Source organism: Streptomyces thioluteus, assembly GCF_039535865.1.
In genome coordinates this window covers 1-20,467 of record NZ_BAAAXZ010000013.1, presented here as the reverse complement: position 1 = coordinate 20,467, position 20,467 = coordinate 1, and the positions used below count along the sequence as shown (strand labels likewise).

Here is a 20,467-nt window from a genome sequence, read left to right as displayed (position 1 = left end):
CAGGCCGGGACAACGGCGTCGACGTCAGCCGCCGCGAGCTCCAGGACGAGCGGCTCCAGGTCGAGCGGGCCAACGGCGGCGCCGACGCGGTGCGGGCGCGCTTCCTGGCCCTCGGCATCGCCCCCGGCCAGATCGACCAGGCGCTGTCCATGGACCTCATGCGCACCAAGCTCGACGGCAAGCTGGGCCCCGTCCGCACCAACCAGGTCCTGATGCAGACCTCCGAGGCCCTCCGCGTCGACATCAACCCGCGCTACGGCACCTGGGACGCCAAGCGCGGCACCGCCCGCCCGGTGCAGGAGCCCTGGCTGCGGCCCGCCGCCCCCGACCCCGAGAGTCCGGTGTAGCCCGGGAGCCCGGTGCAGGCACCACCCGCGCGGCGCCCCGTCCCGGCCCGTCCCCTACGCTCGGCAGGGTGAACGACTCCGCGCCCGGCCGTATCGTCCTGCTCACCACCAGCCACCGCGTCGCCCCCGGACTGCTGTCCTGGCCCGCGTGGCAGACGCTGCACGCGGCCGACCGGGTGCTGTGCGCCGACCCCGGCCACCCGCTGCTCCCCTATCTCCGGGAGGCCGGGATCGAGGCTGGCATCGAGCCCGGTACCGCCGCGCCCGGCGCCCGTGAGCTCGTCGACTACTGCCTGGACGGGGGCCGCACCGCGGTTGTGATCACCTCGGCGGCGGGGGAGTCCGCCCTGACCGACGGGCTGGCCCGGCTCGCGGGCTCGGGCCGGGAGACGATGCCCGACCTGGAGCTGCTGCCCGGCTCCTACGACCTGCCCGGCGCCCGGCTCCTGGACCTGGTGCAGGTCATGGACCGGATCCGCCGCTCCTGCCCGTGGACCGGCATCCGCACCCACGAGGACCTGGCGAAGTACGGGCTGGAGGAGATGTACGAGCTCCTGGAGGCCATCGAGACCGGCGACCGCGAGGCCCTGCGCGAGGAGCTGGGCGACGTACTGCTCCAGGTCGTCTTCCACGCCCGCATCGCCCAGGACGACCCGGACGAGCCCTTCGCCATCGACGACGTGGCCGGCGGCATCGTCGACAAGCTCGTCCACCGGCACCCGCACGTCTTCGGCGACGAGTCTGCGCTGACGCCCGAGGACGTCAAGGAGCACTGGACCCGGACCAAGGCCGCCGAGAAGCAGCGCGAGTCCGTCACCGAGGGCGTGCCGCTGGGCCAGCCGGCCCTCGCGCTCGCCGCGAAGCTGGCCTCCCGGGCCCGCGCCGAGTGCCTCGACGTGGCCGTCCCCGCGGGGGAGGGCATCGGCTACGCGCTGCTGGCCATGGCGGTCCGCGCCGAGGCGGAGGGCATCGAGCCGGAGACCGCCCTGCGGGCCGCGGCCCGTGCCTACCGCGACGCGATCCTCGCGGCGGAGCAGGCGGCCGGCGCCGGGGCGTAGCCCGGGGCGCCTGGACACCCGTTCGGCTCAGCGGCGGTCTGGTCGGGGTTCCCTCCGGGTACCCGCATTCCATGCGCGACCATATGACTTACGCCCTGCCCGCCTGGGCCGGCGGTATCGCCCCCTTCATCGTGGGGCTGTGCGTCGGGGCCCTGCTGATCCTGGCCTTCGTCTTCGGACAGCGGTGGCGCGACAAGGAGCCACCGCCGCCGAGCCAGCCGCAGCGACGGCAGGGGGCGTGGCAGACCCGGCAGGAGCACGACCGGGGGCCGACCTCGCCCGACCACGGGCCGGGCCACGACGACGACGAGGACACCGTCGGCTACGTCACCGAGCACCGCGAGGCCGACCGGCTGCGGACGGAGGGCCCCGGGGAGCGGGTGCTCCCGCACGAGATCCACAACCCCGGGAGCCATCCGGAGGAGCTCTCCGAGGAGCGCAAGAAGTGGAACCCCGGGGGGAGCGGCTCGTTCGGCAGCGGCGGCGGCGGGCACCACTAGCGTTCCGTTCGAGGTGCCGCGACGGGTTGTCGATCGGCTGCGGCACCGTCGTGGCCAGCCGCGCCCACGCGGCGAAGCCGCATCACGCAGCTGCCCCGACCGCAAGGGACAGGGACTTCGCCCGACCTGCTCAGGCCCGGCCACGGAAGCGCACCCCGCTGGAGGGGCCCGGTAGCGTCGGGGCGTGCACGACAACAGCCCCTCTTCCATGCCGCCCCTCTTCACCTGGGAATTCGCCGCCGACCCCTATCCCGCCTACGCCTGGCTGCGCGAACACGCCCCCGTGCACCGCACCACACTGCCCAGCGGCGTCGAGGCCTGGCTGGTCACCCGGTACGCCGACGCCCGGCAGGCGCTCGCCGACCAGCGGCTGTCGAAGAACCCCGGGCACCACTCCGAGTCCGCCCACGGCAAGGGCAAGGTGGGCATTCCGGGCGAGCGGAGCGCCAACCTGATGACGCACCTGCTCAACATCGACCCGCCGGACCACACCCGGCTGCGCCGCCTGGTCTCCAAGGCGTTCACCCCCGGCCGGGTCGCGGAGTTCGCGCCGCGGGTCCAGGAGCTGACCGACCGCCTCATCGACGGCTTCGCCGGCCGGGGCGAGGCGGACCTCATCCACGAGTTCGCCTTCCCCCTGCCCATCTACGCCATCTGCGACCTGCTCGGGGTCCCGCCGGAGGACCAGGACGACTTCCGGGACTGGGCGGGGATGATGATCCGGCACGGCGGCGGCCCGCGCGGCGGAGTGGCGCGCTCCGTCAAGCGGATGCGGACGTACCTCGCGGAACTGATCCACCGCAAGCGCGAGGATCTCGGGGACGACCTGATCTCGGGGCTGATCAGGGCGAGTGACCACGGCGAGCACCTCACCGAGAACGAGGCCGCCGCGATGGCCTTCATCCTCCTCTTCGCCGGGTTCGAGACGACCGTCAACCTCATCGGCAACGGCACGTACGCCCTGCTGCGCAACCCGGAGCAGCGCGCGCGGCTCCAGGCCGCCCTGGCCGAGGGGGACGAGGAGCTGCTCGCCACCGGTGTGGAGGAACTGCTGCGCTACGACGGTCCGGTGGAGCTGGCGACCTGGCGGTTCGCCACGAGGGACCTGACGATCGGCGGGCAGCGCATCGCCGAGGGGGACCCCGTGCTCGTCGTGCTGGCGGCCGCCGACCGCGACCCGGAGAGGTTCGCCGACCCCGACACGCTCGACCTGTCCCGCAGTGACAATCAGCACCTCGGATACGGGCACGGCATCCATTACTGCCTCGGTGCGCCGCTGGCGCGGCTGGAGGGTCGGGCGGCTCTCGCGACGCTGCTGCGCCGCCTTCCCGACCTGCGGCTTTCCATCGATCCCGAGGAGCTTCGGTGGCGCGGCGGGCTCATCATGCGCGGCCTGCGCACCCTGCCCGTCTCCTTCGCTCCGGAGCCCGGGCACACGGGCACATGACTATAGGTCAACTCTCTTTGACCGTCACCCGACCGCACTCGCGCCTGCTTGTGACCGCTGATGGCCGTCGCTATGTTCGACGGTCATATTCAGCCGCCACACGAGAGGTGACCGCATGCTCTCCGGGAAAGGTCGACATCGACGCCCCCGTCAGATTCCCGCCGCCGTGCTCGCGGCGGGCGTGACGGGTGCCGGAATCGCCCTGCCGCTGCTCGGCGCCACGACCGCCGACGCCGCGGACGTCCACACCTGGGACCGCGTCGCCCACTGCGAGAGCGGAGGGCTGTGGAGCGCCGACACCGGCAACGGGTATTTCGGCGGGCTCCAGATGACGCAGGACATGTGGGAGGCGGGCGGCGGCACGGAGTTCGCGCCCCGCCCCGACCAGGCCAGCCGCGCCCAGCAGATCGCCATAGCGGAGCGGATCCTCAAGGAGCAGGGCCCGTACGCCTGGCCCGCCTGTGCCGTGAAGTCGGACCTGGCCAAGGAGGGCCCGGCGCCGGACGTGAACCCGGGACGCGCCGACACCTCCACTCCGGAGCCGGAGCACAAGCCGTCGTCCGGGGCGCGGGAGCACGACGACCGGTCGTCGGACCGGTCCGCGCCCAACGGCGCGCCGTCGGACGGCTCTTCCGGAAGCGAAGGCTCCCAGGGCAAGCACCGCAAGCCGGCCGAGGACGACGCCCGGAAGGCCGACGACGCCGGGAGGACCGACGGCGCCCGGAAGACCGAGGGCGACCGCAAGGCCGAGGGCGACCGCAAGGCCGAGGACGACGCACGCGGCACGACGGACGCGCACGCGCCCGCGAAGAGCCCCGGGAAGACCCGGGACGCGCCGAAGAGCGACCCCGCGCCCTCCCGTTCCGCCGACCGCTCCACCGAGCCGTCCCGCACGCCGCACTCGCCGGCGCCCGACGGCACGTCCGGCGCCGACAGGAGCCCGGGCGCGGACCGTGGCGCGGACGCGGACACCGCTCCCGGCGCGGACGCCGGAGCGGGGACGGGCAAGCACCGCGCGCAACCGCCGCGTTCGGACGCGGAGCGCCCCTCGCGCGGTGGTGCGGAAGCGCGCGGGAACGGGCCGCGTGCCGAGGACTACACCGTGCGCCCCGGTGACAACCTGTCAGCCATCGCGCAGGAGCACTCCGTCCCGGGCGGCTGGCACCGGATCTACCACGACAACAAAAAGGTCGTCGGTTCCGATCCGAATCTCATTCACCCAGGCCAGCAGCTCGAACTGAAGAAGTAGGAGGGCAGTTCGGGTCGAATGTCCGTTCCGAACGAAAGTGAGACATGGGTCTCGTTGACGTCGGCTCGGATACGGCCCGTCAGGAGCCGAAGAACCGTCTCCCACCTGCGGAAACGTCAAGTTCCCCAGGGTATGGGTTCCAGCCGGTGGCCGAAAAGGGGGGTTTGAACCCGTAGGCCGCCTGTGCTTAACGTCGTCACCGCTCGCCACCGCGAGCACCACGGTCGTCACGCCGAATCCTGCCGGCGGCCGGGGGAGTCGTCGCGCAAGCGCCGTAGGCAGGAGCGGGGGAACCAAGGTAAGTCGCCGCGACGGTCCGCCGGTCAGTGACCGGGGGTGCCGCAGCGGCTAGGGGTGAAGCCGGGTGCGCGCAAGCCGCCCGGCCGGGCAACTCACGCCCGAACCCGACAGCTCACCTCGTAGGCGCCGGTGAGGAAACCGAGTCATGTCCCAAGGGCAAGCACCGTCGTCCGAACAAGGCCATCCGCATCGCCACGCTCGCGGGTGTCACCGGCGCCGCAGTCGCCGCCCCGCTGATGGCCGCGACCTCCGCCCACGCCGCTTCCGTGGAGACCTGGGACCGCGTCGCCCAGTGCGAGTCCGGCGGCAACTGGTCCATCAACACCGGCAACGGCTACTACGGCGGCCTGCAGTTCTCGCAGTCCTCCTGGGCCGCCGCGGGCGGCACCGCCTACGCCCCGCGTGCCGACCTCGCCACCAAGGGCCAGCAGATCCAGGTCGCCGAGAAGCTCCTCGCCATGCAGGGCCCCGGCGCCTGGGGCTGTGCCGGTGACGGCGGCCTGACCTCCGGCGGCCCGAAGGCCGACGTGGACACCGGCTCGTCCGCCAAGTCCACGCAGAAGTCCACCGGCGAGCGCAGCGTCTCCACCAAGACGCACGCCGACCGCAGCGAGCGCCAGGCCGCGCCGCGGCACGCCGCTCCGCAGCAGAGCGACGAGGAGGCCCCGGCCGCCAAGCCGGCCGCCCCCAAGCACGCCGCTCCGAAGACGGTCAAGATGGGCGACGGTGAGTACCAGGTCAAGGAGGGCGACACCCTCGCCAAGATCGCCGAGGCCAAGAAGGTCAAGGGCGGCTGGGAGAAGCTCTTCGACCGCAACAAGGACATCGTCGAGAGCGCCGATCTCATCTTCCCCGGCCAGAAGCTGCACCTCAGCTGACCCGGCCACCTCTGGCGAACCGCCCCGTTCCGATGCGCCCACTCCCCCGAGCCGCATCGGAGCGGGGCTCCGCCGTTCCTGAACGCGGTTCCCCCCACCGTTCACCGCTGGGCGAACATCCAGCCCATTCATCCCGTGATCTCGGCGTTTGTGCCATTTTTCCGGCCGGGCGGCGGTCCGCGGGCGGGCGGACCCTCCGGGGCCCGTTAGGCTCGTGTCCCAGAACTCCAGACACACACGAAGGAGACCCTCGTGCCGTCCATCGACGTCGTCGTAGCTCGCGAGATCCTCGACTCGCGAGGCAACCCCACGGTCGAGGTCGAGGTCGGCCTCGACGACGGCTCCACCGGCCGTGCCGCCGTGCCGTCCGGCGCCTCCACCGGTGCCTTCGAGGCCATCGAGCTCCGCGACGGGGACAAGAACCGTTACCTGGGCAAGGGCGTCGAGAAGGCCGTGCTGGCCGTCATCGAGCAGATCGGCCCGGAGCTCGTCGGCTACGACGCCACCGAGCAGCGCCTGATCGACCAGGCGATGTTCGACCTGGACGCCACCGACAACAAGGGCTCGCTCGGCGCCAACGCCATCCTGGGCGTCTCCCTGGCCGTCGCGCACGCCGCCTCCGAGGCGTCCGACCTGCCGCTCTTCCGCTACCTCGGCGGCCCGAACGCGCACCTGCTGCCCGTTCCGATGATGAACATCCTCAACGGCGGCTCGCACGCCGACTCCAACGTGGACATCCAGGAGTTCATGATCGCGCCGATCGGCGCCGAGTCGTTCTCCGAGGCGCTGCGCTGGGGCACCGAGGTCTACCACACCCTCAAGGCCGTGCTGAAGGCCAAGGGCCTGTCCACCGGCCTGGGCGACGAGGGCGGCTTCGCCCCGAACCTCGGCTCCAACCGCGAGGCCCTCGACCTCATCCTCGAGGCCATCAAGCAGGCCGGCTACACCCCCGGCCAGGACATCGCGCTGGCGCTGGACGTCGCCGCCTCCGAGTTCTTCAAGGACGGCGTCTACAAGTTCGAGGGCCAGGACCGCACCGCGGCCGAGATGACCGACTACTACGCCGAGCTCGTCGCCGCGTACCCGCTGGTCTCCATCGAGGACCCGCTGTTCGAGGACGACTGGGACGGCTGGCAGACCATCACCGAGCGCCTCGGCGACAAGGTCCAGCTCGTCGGTGACGACCTGTTCGTCACCAACCCCGAGCGCCTCGCCAGGGGCATCGAGGACGGCGCCGCCAACGCCCTGCTGGTCAAGGTCAACCAGATCGGCTCGCTGACCGAGACCCTCGACGCCGTCGAGCTGGCCCAGCGCAACGGCTACAAGTGCATGATGTCCCACCGCTCCGGCGAGACCGAGGACGTCACCATCGCCGACCTGGCCGTCGCCACCAACTGCGGCCAGATCAAGACCGGTGCGCCGGCCCGCTCCGAGCGCGTGGCCAAGTACAACCAGCTGCTGCGCATCGAGGAGATCCTCGACGACGCCGCGGTCTACGCGGGCCGTTCCGCGTTCCCGCGCTTCAAGGGCTGACGGCCTCCGGGGCTGACAAAGCCTCAAGCCTCACCACGTCCCCGGCCACGGTCCCGTACCGTGGCCGGGGACGGTTTGGCTTCGGTGCAGCGACCAGCGGGGAGGCGACGTGGCGGCGGAACGGTTTTCCACCGCGACCAGGCTCAAGGCGATCGGCACGGCGCTCGTCCAGGGACCGGACGCCCGGGGCCGGCGCACCCGGCCGCCCCGCCGCAGCCGGCTCACCGGCCGCGCGGCGCTGCTGGCGCTGGTCGTCTGTTCGCTGGTCGTCGCCCTGGCCTATCCCATGCGCCAGTGGGTCACCCAGCGCTCCGACATCGACGAGCAGCGGCACCGCTCCGAGCGCGCCCGCGAGCAGGTGAAGCTGCTGCGCGAGGAGAAGGCGCGGCTGGAGGACCCGGCGTACGTGGAGCAGCAGGCGCGCGAGCACCTGCACTACGTACGGCCCGGGGAGACCGGCTTCACCGTCGTCGACGGCAGCGGACGCGCCAAGCGCCGCCGGGACCAGGGTGCCGGCGACCGGCCCTGGTACAGCAACCTCTGGGACGGGGTGGACACTTCGGACGGCCACCGCTGACCCCGGCCCACCTCCTTTCCGATCCTCCGAGCACGAGCGAGCACATGGACACGCCTCCTCCCCAGACCGAGCCCTCCGAGCCCACCGAGGCGGACATCGCCGCCTTCCAGGAGCAGCTGGGCCGCCCGCCGCGCGGCCTGCGCGCCATCGCCCACCGCTGCCCGTGCGGCAACCCGGACGTGGTGGAGACCGCGCCGCGGCTGGAGGACGGCACGCCCTTCCCGACGCTCTACTACCTGACGTGCCCGCGGGCCGCCTCGGCCATCGGCACGCTGGAGGCCGAGGGCGTCATGAAGGAGATGACCGAGCGGCTGCAGAGCGACCCGGAGCTGGCGGCCAAGTACCGCGCGGCGCACGAGGACTACATCCGCCGGCGCGACGCCGTCGAGGTGCTGGAGGGCTTCCCGAGCGCCGGCGGCATGCCGGACCGGGTCAAGTGCCTGCACGTGCTGGTCGGTCACTCGCTGGCCGCGGGCCCGGGCGTCAACCCGCTCGGCGACGAGGCGATCGCGATGCTGCCGGAGTGGTGGCGCAAGGGGCCGTGCGTGACGCCCTGCGGCACCGAGGAGTAGGTTCGGCGGATCCGCCGACCGTCCCACGACCTTGCTGGAGTGTGCATGACCCGCGTTGCCGCGATCGACTGCGGTACGAACTCGATCCGCCTGCTGGTGGCCGATCTCGACCCCGCCACCGGTGAGTTCGAGGAGCTCGACCGGCGGATGACGATCGTCCGGCTGGGGCAGGGGGTGGACCGCACCGGGCGGTTCGCGCCGGAGGCGCTGGAGCGGACGTTCGCGGCGTGCCGGGAGTACGCCGCGGTGATTGCCGAACACGGCGCGGAGCGCGTGCGGTTCGTGGCCACCTCCGCCTCCCGGGACGTGGACAACCGCGAGGACTTCGTGCGGGGGGTCGTGGACATCCTGGGCGTCGAGCCCGAGGTGATCACCGGCGACCAGGAGGCGGAGTTCTCCTTCACCGGGGCCACCAAGGAGCTCACCGGCCGCACCGACCTCGCGCGGCCCTTCCTCGTGGTGGACATCGGCGGCGGCTCCACGGAGTTCGTCGTCGGGGAGGAGCACGTCCGCGCGGCGCGCAGCGTCGACGTCGGGTGCGTGCGGATGACGGAGCGTCACCTCGTCGTGGACGGCGAGGTGTCCGACCCGCCGGCGCCGGAGCGGGTGGCCGCGATAAGGGCGGACGTCGAGGCCGCCCTGGATCTCGCGGAGCAGACCGTTCCGCTGCGTTCTGCGCGCACCCTGGTGGGCCTGGCCGGATCGGTGACCACGGTGGCCGCCGTCGCGCTGGGGCTGGACGCGTACGACTCGGCCGCCATCCACCACGCGCGGATCCCGCTGGAGCGGGTCCGGGAGATCACCGCCCGGCTGCTCTCCTCGACGCACGAGGAGCGCGCCGCGATCCCCGTGATCCACCCGGGCCGGGTGGACGTCATCGCGGCGGGGGCCCTGGTGCTCCAGTGCGTGATGGAGCGGACGGGGGCGCGGGAGGTCGTGGTGAGCGAGCACGACATTCTGGATGGAATCGCCTGGAGCGCGGCACTGAAGGAATGACCCGAGGCGCCGAAGGGCGCCCGGAGCGCGGCCCGAGGGGCTCGCGGGGACCGTGTGCGCCGAAAAAGTTCGTGAAATCCTTCACATGAAAAATTGGTCCTAGGACCACGGACTGATGCCTTCCGGCCTCCCATTCGGGGGCCGGACGGCCCGGATGAGCGTGAACGCCCTTGTTCCCACAGGGTTGGAGGAACGTTCACGCGCCGGATCGATCTCGGTGGTCCAGTCGTGTGCGGGGTCGCAAGTCCAGCTCAGCGGGGGTGCCCAACGCATTTGGGGGCGAAGTGGTTCCCCAATGCGGCTATGGCGTGGGTCACGTGGGCGGCGAAGTGTAGCAGATACCCCACCGCGCCTTGTGAAGGGGCGCACGAGCACCCCTTCGGGGTGTGCTGGATACTCGAATCATGAGCACCACGGAGCGTCCACGGATCCTCGTAGTAGGCGGTGGGTACGTCGGCATGTATGCGGCCCGCCGCATCCTGAAGAAGATGCGGTACGGCGAGGCGACCGTCACGGTCGTCGACCCGCGCTCGTACATGACGTACCAGCCCTTCCTCCCCGAAGCAGCCGCCGGCAGCATCTCGCCGCGGCACGTCGTGGTGCCGCTGCGACGTGTGCTCCCCAGGGCGGAGGTCCTCACCGGCCGCGTCACCACCATCGACCAGGACCGCAAGGTCGCCACGATCGCCCCGCTGGTGGGCGAGGCGTACGAGCTGCCCTTCGACTACCTGGTCATCGCGATGGGCGCGGTCTCCCGTACCTTCCCGATCCCCGGCCTCGCCGAGAACGGCATCGGCATGAAGGGCATCGAGGAGTCCATCGGCCTGCGCAACCACGTGCTGGAGCAGCTCGACAAGGCCGACTCGACCACCGATGAGGAGATCCGCCGCAAGGCGCTCACCTTCGTCTTCGTCGGCGGCGGCTTCGCCGGCGCCGAGACGATCGGCGAGGTCGAGGACATGGCCCGCGACGCGGCCAAGCACTACCGCAACGTGAAGCGCGAGGACATGCGCTTCGTGCTCGTCGACGCCGCCCCGCGCATCCTTCCCGAGGTCGGCGAGAAGCTCGGCCAGTACGGCAAGGAGCACCTCGCGAGCCGCGGCATCGAGATCCACCTCGAGACGTCGATGGACTCGTGCGTCGACGGCCACGTCGTCCTCAAGAACGGCCTCGAGGTCGACGCCAACACCATCGTGTGGACCGCGGGCGTCAAGCCCAACCCGGCGCTGGCCCGCTTCGGCCTGCCGCTCGGCCCGCGCGGTCACGTGGACACCCAGGCGACCCTCCAGGTGCAGGGCACCGACTACATCTGGGCCGCGGGCGACAACGCCCAGGTGCCGGACATGATCGGCCGCCGCGCCGGCAACGAGAACGCCTGGTGCCCGCCGAACGCCCAGCACGCGCTGCGCCAGGCCAAGGTCCTCGGCGACAACGTGGTCTCCGGCATGCGGGGCTTCCCGCAGAAGGAGTACAGCCACGCCAACAAGGGTGCGGTCGCCGGTCTCGGCCTGCACAAGGGCGTCGCGATGATCGTCATGGGCAAGATGAAGATCAAGCTCAAGGGCCGTCTCGCCTGGTACATGCACCGTGGCTACCACGGCATGGCCATGCCGACCTGGAACCGCAAGATCCGCGTCTTCGCCGACTGGACGCTGGGCATGTTCCTCAAGCGCGAGGTCGTCTCGCTCGGTGCCATGGAGAACCCCCGCGAGGAGTTCTACGAGGCCGCCAAGCCGGCGCCGCGCGACGCCGCTCCGGCCCAGAAGGCCAAGGCCAGCTGACATACCGTCGGCACTTCCGCCGGCGTACGAGGGCGTCCACCAATCCGTGGGGTGGGCGCCCTCCGGCGTGTCCGCGTCCGATCCTCCGACGCGGCGAATTCCCCTCGCTCCGGCGGAGGTGACCAACTCCGGCCGGGAAGGACTAAGGAACGCCCCACAGGTGTTTAGGTGGCAGATGAACCTATCTCCTGGCCCTTCTTCACGGAGGTGTGCGACATGGCCCAGGCCGCCCGACGGCTCGCCGCTCTCGCCGAACAGGCACTGGGGGCACCGCTCCCGGTGCGGCTGCGCGCATGGGACCACAGCGAGGCAGGTCCGCCCGGCGCCCCCGTGCTCGTCGTCCGCAACCGGCGCGCCCTGCGTCGGCTGCTGTGGAAACCGGGCGAACTCGGCCTGGCCCGCGCCTGGGTGGCGGGCGACCTCGACGTCGAAGGGGACCTCTACGGGGCCCTGGACCTGCTCGCGGGGTCGATCTGGGAGCGCGACGAGGACACCCGGCGCCGTGCCGCGCCCCTGGCCGCCCTCGCCGCCCTGCGCGACCCGGGGCTGCGCGCCGCGGGCAAGGAACTGCTGAGGCTCTCCGGGCCCTGGGTGCCGCCCTCCCCGCCCGTGGAGGAGGCCCGCCGCACGACCGGGCCGCTGCACACCCTGCGCCGCGACAAGCAGGCCATCAGCCACCACTACGACGTCGGCAACGCCTTCTACGAGAAGGTCCTCGGCCCGTCCATGGTCTACTCCTGCGCCTACTGGGAGCCCGGCGCCTCCCTGGAGGACGCGCAGAGCGCCAAGCTCGACCTGGTCTGCCGCAAGCTCGGCCTCGCGCCCGGCATGCGGCTGCTGGACGTCGGCTGCGGCTGGGGCTCCATGGTGCTGCACGCCGCCCGCGAATACGGCGTGAGCGCGATCGGCATCACGCTCTCCGAGGAGCAGGCGGCCTACGCCCGCAAGCGCATCGCCGAGGCCGGGCTGGCGGACCGGGTGGAGATCCGGGTCCAGGACTACCGCGAGATCTCCGACGGCCCCTTCGACGCGATCTCCTCCATCGGCATGGCCGAGCACGTCGGCCGCGCCCGCTACGCCGAGTACGCCGCCGACCTGTACGCGCTGCTCAAGCCCGGCGGCCGGCTGCTCAACCACCAGATCGCCCGGCGGCCGCTGAAGGACGAAGAGGGTTACCGGGTCGACGAGTTCATCGACCGCTACGTCTTCCCCGACGGCGAACTGGCCCCCGTCGGCCGGACCGTGGCGCAGCTGGAGGAGGCCGGCTTCGAGGTCCGTGACGTCGAGGCGCTGCGCGAGCACTACGCGCTGACCCTGCGCCGCTGGGTGGCCAATCTGGAGGAGCACTGGGACGAGGCCGTGCGGCTGACCTCGCCGGGCCGGGCCCGGGTGTGGCGGCTGTACATGGCGGCCTCGGCGCTCGCCTTCGAGCGCAACCGCATCGGCGTCAACCAGGTGCTCGCCGTGCGGACACCCGGATCCGGTGACCCGGGACTGCCGCTGCGCACCCGGGAGTGGCACCCCTGAGACGCACGAAGGGCCCGGCGGTTGCCGGGCCCTTCGTCGTCGTACGGCCGTCAGTCGGCCTTGATGGCGCTGAGCATGTTCATCCGGGCGGCCCGACGGGCCGGCCAGAGGGCCGCCAGCACGCCGACCACGGCGGCCAGCAGCAGGAAGACGCCCATCCGGTCCCAGGGGAGGACCAGTTCGTAGGTGGCGATCTTCTCGGCGATCTGCCGGCCGGCGGCCCAGCCGAAGAAGACGCCGAGGCCGATGCCGAGGACGCCGCCGAAGAGCGAGATGACCAGCGACTCCAGGCGGACCATCCGCTTGATGCCGGAGCGGTCCAGGCCGATGGCCCGCAGCATGCCGATCTCCTGCTGGCGCTCGAAGACGGACATCGCCAGGGTGTTGACGACGCCGAGGACCGCGACGATCACGGCCATGGCGAGCAGCCCGTAGAGGACGTTCAGCAGCATGTTGATCGCCTTGGCGATCTCGTTGGAGATGTCGTCCTTGTCCTGGACCTGGATCGCCGGGTTGTCGCCGAGTGCCTTCTGGATCGACTTCTTCGCGGAGTCGCTCGCACCGGAGGCGGTCTTGACCATCACCTGCTTGTCGTTGACCTCGGACATGTGCGGGGTCAGGGTGGCGTTGTCGAGCATGATGCCCTTGAGCATCTCGTTGCCCCGGTAGATGCCCCCGACGGTCAGCTTGCCCTTCTTGCCGTCCGCGTAGGTGACGGTGAAGGACGAACCCAGCTTCCAGCCGCGGTTCTTGGCCGTGTCGGCGTCGACGACGGCCTTGTCGCCGGACAGCCCGGCGAAGGAGCCGGCCGTGAAGTCGAGCTTCACGAGCTTGTCGATGGACTTCCCGTCGACGCCCGCCAGGGACTCGTACTCGCCGCCGATGCGGGACGGGGACTCGCGCAGCGGGCTGACGGCGGTGACGTCGGACTGCTGGGCGAGCTTCTTCGCCACGTCGGGGGAGAGCGGGTAGGTGTTGGCCATCACGACGACGTAGTCGGCCTTGATGGCGTCGGTGGCCATCTTGTCGATGGCCTTCTGCATGCTGCCGGCGATGACCGTCAGGCCGGTGATCAGGGTGAGGCCGATCATCAGGGCGGAGGCCGTCGCGGCGGTGCGGCGCGGGTTGCGGACCGCGTTCTGCCCGGCCAGCTTGCCGGACATGCCGAACAGGCGCAGCAGCGGACCGGCGGCCTTGATCAGCGGCTTGGCCAGCAGCGGGGTCAGCACGAAGACGCCGATGACCAGCAGGGCGGCGCCGAGGCCGAGGCCGGACTCGTCGGTGGCGACCAGGCTCAGCCCGGCGCCCGCGGCGGCGATGACGGCGCCGATGGTGTTGCGGACGACCAGCGACTTGGTGGTGGCCACCGCGTGCACGCTGTTCATGGCGGCGACCGGGGGGATCTTCGCGGCGCGGCGGCCGGGCAGCCAGGCGGCGAGCATGGTGACGACGATGCCGACGACCAGCGAGGTGACGATCGTGCCCGGGGTGATGACGAGCGGGCCGTCGGGCATGTCGGCGCCGATGGCCGAGCGCATCCCGGCGCCGATGCCTATGCCCGCGAGCAGACCGGTGAGGGCCGCGACGGCGCCCACCACGAACGCCTCGATGAGCACCGAGCGCGTGACCTGGCGGCGGCTGGCGCCGACCGCGCGCATGAGCGCGAGCTCCTTGGTGCGCTGGGCGACCAGCATGGTGAAGGTGTTGGCGATGATGAAGATGCCGACGAAGAGCGAGATCCCGGCGAAGACCAGCAGGATGGTCTTCGAGGCCGAGGAGTTCTCCTCGATCATCCTGGCCTCGTCGTCGGCGAGCTGCCGGCCGGTGGTGGCCTCGGCGTCGCGCGGCAGGATCTTGTCGATCCCGGACTTGAGCTTCGTCTGGGAGGTGCCGGGCGCGGCCTTGACGTCGATCTCGGTGAAGCGGCCGGGCTTGGTGAAGAGCTTCTGCGCGGTGGCGGTGTCGAAGAGGGTGAGGCTGCCGCCGGCGGTCACGCTGCCGCTGTCGGTGGTGAAGATGCCGGTGATCTTCTGGGGGAGCACCGGGCCGCTGACCGACATCCGGACGGTGTCGCCGACCTTGAAGCCCGCGCGGTCGGCGGTCCTGGCGTCCACCGCGATCTCGCCGGCGCGCTGCGGGGCGCGGCCGGACGTCAGCGGATAGCGGGCGTCCTTGCCGTCGGGGCCGGGGAAGTAGTTGGAACCGGCCCGGGAGAAGCCCTGGCCGACCAGCTCGCCGTCCTTGCCGGCGAGGAAGGCCTGGCCGTCCACGGAGCCGGTGGCGTAGGCGGCGCCGGGGACCTCGGCGGCCTTGTCGAGCAGGCGCTGGGTCAGCAGCGGGGTCTCGCCGGGGCGGCCCTCGTCGCGGTCCGCCCGGTGGGGCTGGACGGCGACGTCGACGTGGGAGAAGCCCTTCTGGGAGCTGCTCTTCTGGGCCTCGGAGAAGGTGTTGGTGAAGACCAGGGTGCCGGAGACGAAGGCCACGCCGAGCATCACGGCGAGGACGGTCATCAGCAGCCGGGCCTTGTGCGCAAGGACGTTGCGCAAGGCGGTGCGGAACATCAGTCAGGTGTCCTGGGTGTCGTGAACGGTCGTGGTCAGCTCGTGCGGCCCTTGGCGTCGAACGCCTTCATGCGGTCGAGCACCGCGTCGGCGGTGGGCTCGTACATCTCGTCGACGATGCGGCCGTCGGCGAGGAAGACGACGCGGCCCGCGTAGGAGGCGGCCACCGGGTCGTGGGTGACCATGACGACGGTCTGGCCGAGCTCGCGCACCGAGTTGCGCAGGAAGCCGAGGACCTCGGCGCCGGAGCGGGAGTCGAGGTTGCCGGTGGGCTCGTCGGCGAACATGATCTCGGGGCGGCCGGCGAGGGCGCGGGCCACGGCGACGCGCTGCTGCTGGCCGCCGGAGAGCTGGTTGGGGCGGTGCTTGAGGCGGCCGGAGAGGCCGACGGTGTCCACGACCATGTCCAGCCACTGCCGGTCGGGCTTGCGGCCGGCGATGTCCATGGGGAGCGTGATGTTCTCCAGGGCGTTGAGCGTCGGCAGCAGGTTGAACGCCTGGAAGATGAAGCCGATCTTGTCCCGGCGGAGCTGGGTGAGCTTCTTGTCGTTGAGCCCCGTCAGCTCCACGTCGCCGATCCGGGCCGAGCCGCCGGAGACGGTGTCGAGTCCGGCCATGCAGTGCATCAGCGTGGACTTGCCCGAGCCGGAGGGGCCCATGATCGCGGTGAACTCGGCGCGGCGGAACTCCACGGAGACGGAGTCCAGGGCGACCACCTGGGTCTCGCCCTGGCCGTAGACCTTGGTCAGGTCCGTCGCGACGGCCGCGGGGGCCGCGGTGCGGACGGCGGTCGGGGCGCCGTAGGGGCTGGTGGTCACGGGAGGCACTCCTTGATCGGGACGTCGGAACCGGGGCGGAACCGGGAAGGTGCTTCCATCGTCCTGTCCCTGTGCGGCTCCCGGATCAGCCCTGGTTCCCGTTCTCGGGGCAGACTCCAGAGGTACGGCCCGGGGGGTGCCGTCATCCTCGGGTATGACCCCGGTCCCTGCCGTGGGAGGCGAGATTGCGACAATTCCCGGATGGGGGGCCGGGAGGGGCCATGAGAAGGGGGGATCGGCCTCTGGCATGTGCCGAAGGGGTCCGTTCCGCACTGATGAGCGCTCAGTTGCCCATAAAATAAGACAACCTCTGGTCAGTGTTCCGCTGTTTGGGGGGCGCCACACGGATAGGCTCATCCTGTTCTCCTCAAGGGAACCCGCGCGCGCGTCCCTGCACGTGCGGCCCGAGGGCCCGCCCGGATGGTGGAATGCAGACACGGCGAGCTTAAACCTCGCTGGCCCTTCGGGCCGTGCCGGTTCGAGTCCGGCTCCGGGCACACACATGCACGTTCATCGTTCGCCTGCGGGCGGGCGCTTCACCGCCGGACGGGCTCCGGGCCGTACGGGCGGACGCGTGCCCGGACGGGGCGGGGCCGGCCCGGTGCTCAGCGCTGCCCGGCGGCCGGGCCCCCGGCCAGCTCGAAGAGGGTCTTGAGGGCGGCGAACGCCTCCGCCCGGTCCACCAGGCCGTCGAGGCTGTGCAGGGTGTTCACCCCGACGCCGCTGCCGAAGACGATCGTCGCCAGGCTCTTCGCGTCGGGCAGCCCGGGGGTGCGGGCGGTGATCCGCTCCAGGTAGCCGATCCAGACCCGGCGGGTGCGCTCGTAGCCGTGCACATAGGCGTCCCGCAGCGGACCGGGGGCGCCCATCACCTCCGGCAGGACCGTGGCGAACACCCGCCCGCAGGGTGCGTCCACCACCGCCAGGTGCGCGTCCACCAGGGCGCCGAAGGCCAGCGGGCCGGTCTCCGGCAGCCGCTCGCGGTACATCCCCTCGGCCGTGCCGAAGGCGTGCCCGATCACCTCCGCGATCAGGCCCTCCTTGGAGCCGAAGTGCCAGGCGACCGAGCCGCGGCTGATGCCCGCCCGGCCGGCCACGGCCTGGACGGACGCGGCCCTCGGGCCGCCCTCGGCGACCAGCTCCGTCGCCGCCTCCAGCAGCCGCCGGCGGCTCTCCCGTGCTGATTCCTCGCGACGTCCGGCCATGGCGTGATTGTTCCACGGGGCCGACGGGCCGGCGAAGGGCGCGGCAGGAAGCGGAAGCGCCAAACATCAGTAGGTGCATACCACTTGACGGCCTGTGCCGGGCGTTCAACGATTGGACCAACGTCCAGTTATCGCCGGTGAGCCGAGCCGCACACCTTGGAAGTCCTGGCGTCGGCGCGTCCTGCCCTGCGGAAGCGGTGGCCTCTGTTCCCTACCGTCCGGTTCCGCGTGTGCTGCGTCCGCATTCCGGTGTTCCGAACCGCCGACCGCACGATCGGAGTTGCCCCATGCGCCTGATCACCTTCGAGAGGCAGACCCCAGGGGACCGGCCCCGCGCCGGAGTGCTGCTGGACGACGACTCCGTCGTCCTCGACCTGTCCGCCGCCGCGCCCGGCGACGCCGCCCTCGGCTCGCTCCAGGCCCTGATCGAGTCCGGGGAGGCCGGGCTGGACCGGGTGCGGGAGCTCGTCGCGCGGCGGCCCGGCGCGGCCCTGCTCGCCCGGGACGGCGTCCGGCTGCTGGCGCCGCTGCCGCGCCCGGCCCGGCTGCGCGACTGCGGGCTGTTCATCGCCCACCTGGAGAGCGGGCTGCGCGAGCTGGCCCGGCGGCAGGCGGCCGGGGCGGCCGACCCCGCCGCGGAGTTCGACCGGCTGATGGCCAGCGGGAAGTTCGACCTGAGCCCGCTCTTCCGCGAGCGCGTCATGTACTACACCGCCGATCACCTGGCCGTCAGCGGGACCGGCGACGAGATCGTGGCGCCCACGGGGTCGAAGGAGCTGGACTTCGAATTGGAGTTCGCGGCGGTGGTGGGACGCACCGGCCGGGACGTGAAGCCGGCCGAGGCCCACGAGTACGTCTTCGGTTACACGGTCTTCAACGACTGGAGCGCGCGCGACCTCCAGGCCGCCCTGATGCGGGCCGGCGTCGGGCCCTGCGAGGGCAAGGACTTCGCCGGCTCCAACACCCTCGGGCCCTGCATCGTCACCCGCGACGAGCTGACCGACCCGTACGCCCTCACCATGACCGCCCGGGTCAACGGCGAGGAGTGGTCGCGCGGCACCACCGACGGCATGGAGCACAGCTTCGAGGACGCGATCGTGCACCTGAGCCGGGACCGGGCGGTGCACGCCGGGGAGGTCATCGGCTCCGGAACCGTTCCCTCCGGTACCGCCCTCGACCTCGGGCGCCGCCTCGCGGACGGGGACGTGGTCGAGCTGGAGGTCGAGCGGATCGGCGTCCTGCGCAACACCGTCAGGGTCCCCTGATGAACGCGGTGTACGTGCTCGGCGTGGGCCGCACCGCCTACGGCAGGTTCCCGGACCTGACCGTCGGCGCGCTCGCGGGGGAGGCCCTCGCGCGCTGTCTCGCCGACTCCGGATGCGAACTCTCCGAGGTGGACGGGGTGTTCTTCGCCAACGCCACCCAGGGCGCCCTGGAGGGGCAGCACCTGGTCCGCGGGCAGGCCGCCCTGCGGGACGCCGGCGTCGAGGGCGTCCCGGTGGTCAACGTCGAGAACGCCTGCGCGAGCGGGGCCACCGCGCTGCACCTGGCGGCCACCGCGGTGCGGGCCGGCGAGATGGACGTCGCGCTCGCGGTCGGCGCCGAGAAGATGTACGGGGCCGACGAGGGGCGGCTCACCGCGGCCTTCCACGGCGGCCTGGACGTCGCCCGGTGGCAGGAGGGGCTCAAGGCGCTGCAGGAGGCCGCCGGGGCTGAAACGGTGCCGCCCGGCCGGCGCTCGGTCTTCATGGACGTCTACGCGGCGCTCGCCGCCGACCACCGCCGTCGCCATCCCTCCTGTACGCCGCGGGGGTTGGCCGCGGTCACCGCCAAGAACCGGCGGCACGGCGCGCTCAACCCGCTCGCCGCCCGCCGCGAGGCGCTCACCGCCGACGAGGTGCTGGCCGCGCGGGAGGTCGCCGCCCCGCTGACCGTCCCGATGTGCGCGCCCATCGGCGACGGTGCCGCGGCCGCCCTGGTCTGCTCGCCCGCCGTCGTGCGCCGGCTGGGCGCGCGCCGGGCGGTGCGGCTGCGGGCCTCCGTGGTCGTCTCGGGCACCGGGCGCACGCTCGACGAGCCGGAGCGCGGGATCACCCGGCGCGCCGCCGCCCTCGCCCGCGAGCGGGCCGGCCTCGGCCCGGCCGACGTCTCGCTCGCCGAGGTCCACGACGCGACCGCGGTCGGCGAGGTGCTCCAGGTCGAGGCGCTCGGTCTGGTGCCGCCCGGCGAGGGCGCCGCGGCCGCCGAGCGCGGCGAGACGGCCCTCGGCGGCCGGCTGCCGGTCAACACCTCCGGCGGCCTGGAGTCCAACGGCCACCCGGTCGGGGCCACCGGGATCGGCCAGGTCCATGAACTGGTCACCCAGCTGCGGGGCGAGGCGGGCGCCCGGCAGGTGCCCGGGGCCCGCATCGGGCTCGCGGAGAACGGCGGCGGCTTCCTGGGCTTCGAGGAGGCCGCCGCGGCGGTCCTGGTGCTGGAGGCGCCGGCTTCGGGGAGGTCCTCGTGAACATCGCGGAGCTGTTGCGGCGCGCCGCCGCGACGAACCCGTACGCCCCGGCCGTCTGCGAGGGGGCCGACGTCCTCCGCGACCACCGTCAACTCCACGACCGCGCACAGGCGATCGGCGACGCGCTGGTCCGGGTCCACGGGCTGGCACCCGGTGACAGGGTTGCCCTGGCCATGCGCAACACCCCGCTCTATCCGGAGGTGTTGTTCGGGATCTGGTGGGCCGGTCTGGTGGCCGTCCCGCTGAACGCCCGCCTCCACCCGAAGGAGTTCGCGCAGCTCGCCGAGGACTGCGGGGCGGGGCTCTGCGTCGCCACGGCGGAACTGGCCGGTCCGTTACGGGAACAGGGCCTCGGCGCGACCGCGCTGGTGGCGGCGGACGAGCTCGTGGCCGCCGCCGGGCGCGGCGTCGCCCGGGCCCCGGCCGCCGCCGGTGACGACGAACCGGCGTGGCTCTTCTACACCAGCGGCACCACCGGCCGTTCCAAGGGCGCCACGCTCACCCACGGCAACCTGGCCGCGGCCACCCGCAGCGCGCTCGCCGACATCGGGACGGGCGTCGACGCCGCGATGCTGCACATCGCGCCGATGTCGCACGCCGGCGGGCTCTTCG

Annotated in this window: 17 protein-coding genes, 1 tRNA gene, 1 pseudogene and 1 riboswitch; of the genes and pseudogenes, 16 read left to right on the top strand and 3 right to left on the bottom strand. The window is 72.2% G+C overall.

Going from position 1 to position 20,467, the window contains the following annotated elements:
* The 12 genes and pseudogenes from ABD794_RS01575 to ABD794_RS01520 form a co-directional block, all read left to right on the top strand.
* Positions 1–347, top strand: a pseudogene (locus tag ABD794_RS01575) (SurA N-terminal domain-containing protein); the annotation flags it as partial.
* A 68-nt stretch (positions 348–415) separates the two neighbouring features.
* A complete protein-coding gene (locus tag ABD794_RS01570; RefSeq protein ID WP_344960486.1) occupies positions 416–1,405 on the top strand; it encodes a nucleoside triphosphate pyrophosphohydrolase in 990 nt (329 codons plus the stop codon).
* An 83-nt stretch (positions 1,406–1,488) separates the two neighbouring features.
* Positions 1,489–1,905 (top strand): DUF6479 family protein, encoded by a 417-nt coding sequence (locus tag ABD794_RS01565; RefSeq protein WP_344960485.1) that lies wholly within the window; start codon positions 1,489–1,491, stop codon positions 1,903–1,905.
* A 208-nt stretch (positions 1,906–2,113) separates the two neighbouring features.
* Positions 2,114–3,352, top strand: coding sequence for a cytochrome P450 family protein (locus tag ABD794_RS01560; RefSeq protein ID WP_344960488.1), 1,239 nt, complete (start codon positions 2,114–2,116; stop codon positions 3,350–3,352).
* 115 nt (positions 3,353–3,467) lie between these two features.
* Entirely contained in the window at positions 3,468–4,601 is a 1,134-nt protein-coding gene (locus tag ABD794_RS01555) for a transglycosylase family protein (protein ID WP_344960484.1), read from the top strand.
* A gap of 294 nt (positions 4,602–4,895) precedes the next feature.
* Positions 4,896–5,042, top strand: a riboswitch (cyclic di-AMP (ydaO/yuaA leader).
* Between the two features lie 41 nt (positions 5,043–5,083).
* Positions 5,084–5,779: a transglycosylase family protein gene (locus tag ABD794_RS01550; protein WP_425585899.1), complete on the top strand. Its 696-nt coding sequence runs from the start codon at positions 5,084–5,086 to the stop codon at positions 5,777–5,779.
* Positions 5,780–6,031: 252 nt separating this feature from the next.
* Positions 6,032–7,312 (top strand): phosphopyruvate hydratase, encoded by a 1,281-nt coding sequence (gene eno, locus ABD794_RS01545; RefSeq protein ID WP_344960482.1) that lies wholly within the window; start codon positions 6,032–6,034, stop codon positions 7,310–7,312.
* 109 nt (positions 7,313–7,421) lie between these two features.
* Positions 7,422–7,889 carry an FtsB family cell division protein gene (locus ABD794_RS01540; protein ID WP_199892545.1) on the top strand — a complete coding sequence of 156 codons (468 nt, stop codon included), beginning with the start codon at positions 7,422–7,424 and terminating at the stop codon, positions 7,887–7,889.
* A 44-nt stretch (positions 7,890–7,933) separates the two neighbouring features.
* On the top strand, positions 7,934–8,461 hold the full coding sequence (locus ABD794_RS01535) for a DUF501 domain-containing protein (protein ID WP_344960481.1): 528 nt from the start codon (positions 7,934–7,936) through the stop codon (positions 8,459–8,461).
* A 45-nt stretch (positions 8,462–8,506) separates the two neighbouring features.
* Positions 8,507–9,457 (top strand): Ppx/GppA phosphatase family protein, encoded by a 951-nt coding sequence (locus tag ABD794_RS01530; protein WP_344960480.1) that lies wholly within the window; start codon positions 8,507–8,509, stop codon positions 9,455–9,457.
* 404 nt (positions 9,458–9,861) lie between these two features.
* Positions 9,862–11,238 carry an NAD(P)/FAD-dependent oxidoreductase gene (locus ABD794_RS01525; protein WP_344960479.1) on the top strand — a complete coding sequence of 459 codons (1,377 nt, stop codon included), beginning with the start codon at positions 9,862–9,864 and terminating at the stop codon, positions 11,236–11,238.
* Positions 11,239–11,454: 216 nt separating this feature from the next.
* Entirely contained in the window at positions 11,455–12,765 is a 1,311-nt protein-coding gene (locus tag ABD794_RS01520; protein ID WP_344960487.1) for a class I SAM-dependent methyltransferase, read from the top strand.
* A 50-nt stretch (positions 12,766–12,815) separates the two neighbouring features.
* Here ABD794_RS01520 and ABD794_RS01515 read toward each other — a convergent pair whose 3' ends face one another.
* Both ABD794_RS01515 and ABD794_RS01510 read right to left on the bottom strand, forming a co-directional pair.
* The gene (locus tag ABD794_RS01515) at positions 12,816–15,326 is read right to left on the bottom strand and encodes an ABC transporter permease (RefSeq protein ID WP_344960477.1); all 2,511 of its coding nucleotides are present in this window, start codon (positions 15,324–15,326) and stop codon (positions 12,816–12,818) included.
* Positions 15,327–15,361: 35 nt separating this feature from the next.
* Positions 15,362–16,144, bottom strand: a complete 783-nt coding sequence (locus ABD794_RS01510) for an ABC transporter ATP-binding protein (RefSeq protein ID WP_344960476.1) — start codon at positions 16,142–16,144, stop codon at positions 15,362–15,364.
* 414 nt (positions 16,145–16,558) lie between these two features.
* On the opposite strand from ABD794_RS01510, the gene ABD794_RS01505 reads away from it, so the two are divergent.
* Positions 16,559–16,641: transfer RNA gene (locus ABD794_RS01505), tRNA-Leu, on the top strand.
* 108 nt (positions 16,642–16,749) lie between these two features.
* Here the strand turns inward: ABD794_RS01505 and ABD794_RS01500 are convergent.
* On the bottom strand, positions 16,750–17,349 hold the full coding sequence (locus ABD794_RS01500) for a TetR/AcrR family transcriptional regulator (protein ID WP_344960475.1): 600 nt from the start codon (positions 17,347–17,349) through the stop codon (positions 16,750–16,752).
* A 287-nt stretch (positions 17,350–17,636) separates the two neighbouring features.
* On the opposite strand from ABD794_RS01500, the gene ABD794_RS01495 reads away from it, so the two are divergent.
* The 3 genes from ABD794_RS01495 to ABD794_RS01485 all read left to right on the top strand — a co-directional run.
* The gene (locus ABD794_RS01495) at positions 17,637–18,614 is read left to right on the top strand and encodes a fumarylacetoacetate hydrolase family protein (RefSeq protein ID WP_344960474.1); all 978 of its coding nucleotides are present in this window, start codon (positions 17,637–17,639) and stop codon (positions 18,612–18,614) included.
* Positions 18,614–19,855: a thiolase family protein gene (locus ABD794_RS01490; RefSeq protein WP_344960473.1), complete on the top strand. Its 1,242-nt coding sequence runs from the start codon at positions 18,614–18,616 to the stop codon at positions 19,853–19,855. Before ABD794_RS01495 ends, ABD794_RS01490 begins: the two co-directional genes overlap by 1 nt.
* Positions 19,852–20,467: AMP-binding protein (locus ABD794_RS01485; RefSeq protein ID WP_344960472.1), on the top strand; the 616-nt coding region annotated here is incomplete at its 3' end. The genes ABD794_RS01490 and ABD794_RS01485, both read left to right, overlap by 4 nt.